The organism is Symbiopectobacterium sp. (assembly GCF_051710365.1).
Taxonomy (GTDB): Bacteria; Pseudomonadota; Gammaproteobacteria; order Enterobacterales; family Enterobacteriaceae; genus Symbiopectobacterium.
In genome coordinates this window covers 1-1,501 of the sequence record NZ_JBPETA010000351.1, presented here as the reverse complement: position 1 = coordinate 1,501, position 1,501 = coordinate 1, and the positions used below count along the sequence as shown (strand labels likewise).

The 1,501-nt window shown below is 55.1% G+C and carries 4 protein-coding genes; all 4 read left to right on the top strand.

Going from position 1 to position 1,501, the window contains the following annotated elements; all coding sequences use genetic code 11:
* The first annotated feature begins 6 nt into the window (after nt 1–6).
* Nucleotides 7–450: a recombination protein NinB gene (locus tag ACTBDZ_RS17740; protein WP_438816264.1), complete on the top strand. Its 444-nt coding sequence runs from the start codon at nt 7–9 to the stop codon at nt 448–450.
* Entirely contained in the window at nt 447–962 is a 516-nt protein-coding gene (locus tag ACTBDZ_RS17735) for a phage N-6-adenine-methyltransferase (protein WP_438816263.1), read from the top strand. The genes ACTBDZ_RS17740 and ACTBDZ_RS17735 overlap by 4 nt, the downstream gene beginning before the upstream one ends.
* Nucleotides 963–964: 2 nt before the next feature.
* Nucleotides 965–1,252 (top strand): DUF1364 domain-containing protein, encoded by a 288-nt coding sequence (locus ACTBDZ_RS17730; protein WP_438816262.1) that lies wholly within the window; start codon nt 965–967, stop codon nt 1,250–1,252.
* Nucleotides 1,252–1,501, top strand: a 250-nt coding sequence (locus ACTBDZ_RS17725; RefSeq protein ID WP_438816261.1) for a RusA family crossover junction endodeoxyribonuclease, incomplete at its 3' end; no start/stop codon positions are given. The genes ACTBDZ_RS17730 and ACTBDZ_RS17725, both read left to right, overlap by 1 nt.

Sequence of the window (1,501 nt, the reverse complement as noted above, 5' to 3'; positions counted from 1 at the left end):
ACCCATATCAAAACCGGTAACTCTCAACCTTGCAAGGTCCAGTGTCAGATCAAGTCGCGACTAATACAGTTTATTGATTCCCTGCCCACCGACCCACACCGCCCCCTCGAAATTACCATCAACGATGCTAAACGGACATTACCACAGAACGACCTGTTCCATGCGTTATGCACCGATGTTTCGCGTCAGGTGGTGTGGACAGATAAACCGCGCCTGCTGCTGGACTGGAAGGCGCTGTTTGTCTCGGGACATGCCATCGCTACCGGCAGGCCGGGGGAGGTGGTTACGGGGCTGGAGGGGGAGTTTTGCAGCATCCGCGAGAGCACGGCTCAGATGGGCGTAAAGCGCATGAACAGTTTGATTCAGTACGCCCAGGCCTGGTCGGTCGGCAACGGGGTCAGGCTGCGCGAGGTGCGTTATTCAGGGGATTATTTCGGGAGAGTCGGATGACACTAAAATCACACACCAGACCAGAGCACAAGGACATATGGCGAACACCGCCCGAGGTCTTCCAGGCGCTGGATGGGGAGTTTGGCTTCTACCTCGATGCCGCCGCTGACCACGACAATCCCCTGTGCCGTCTGTATCTGACGCAAGAGGATGATGCCCTGGCCTGTGACTGGAGTAGCAACGGAGCCATATTCTGCAATCCCCCGTACAGCAATATCCGCCCCTGGGTTGATAAAGCTGCTGAGCAGAGCCGCAAGCAGAATAAAACGGTCGTTATGCTGCTGCCTGCTGATACCTCGACGGGATGGTTCGCACAGGCACAGAAAACGGTTGATGAGGTGCGCTTCATCACCGAAGGCCGATTGTCGTTTATCAGCACTGAAACGGGCAAAAAAGGCAAGGCGGGTAACAGCAAGGGCAGCGTGTTGTTCATCTGGCGACCGTGGCGCACAACCCCTAAAGGGATGACCGTGGTAAGCAAACACGCGCTGATTAACCAGATGTGGGGGTAGGTATGGCGAATCTTAGAAAAGAGGCCAGAGGTCGAGAGTGTCAGGTTAGGCTCCCGGGTATCTGTAACGGCAACGCTGAAACTGTGGTGCTGGCCCATTACCGAATGTCCGGCATTTGCGGCACCGGCATGAAGCCTGATGACCTTTTCGGCGCTTGGACATGCTCATCATGCCATGACGAAATAGACCGCCGCACGCGTATCACCGATGCCGACTATGCCCGGCTGCATCATCTGGAAGGCGTCATGCGCACACAGGCGATTTTACTGGCAGAGGGGAAGATTAAGTGATGACCGAATATCACCTGAAACTGCCATATCCACCATCGTTAAACACCTACTGGCGACACGCACGACATCGGCACTATATCAGCGAGAAAGGCAAAGCATACCGGCAAAGCATCATCCAGATGATCCAGCAGCAACACCTCGATATCAACACTCCCGCAAGACTGAAAATTTCCATCATCGCCAACGCTCCAGACAAACGACGCCGTGACCTCGACAACCTGCAAAAGGCGGTTTTCGATGCGCTCACGC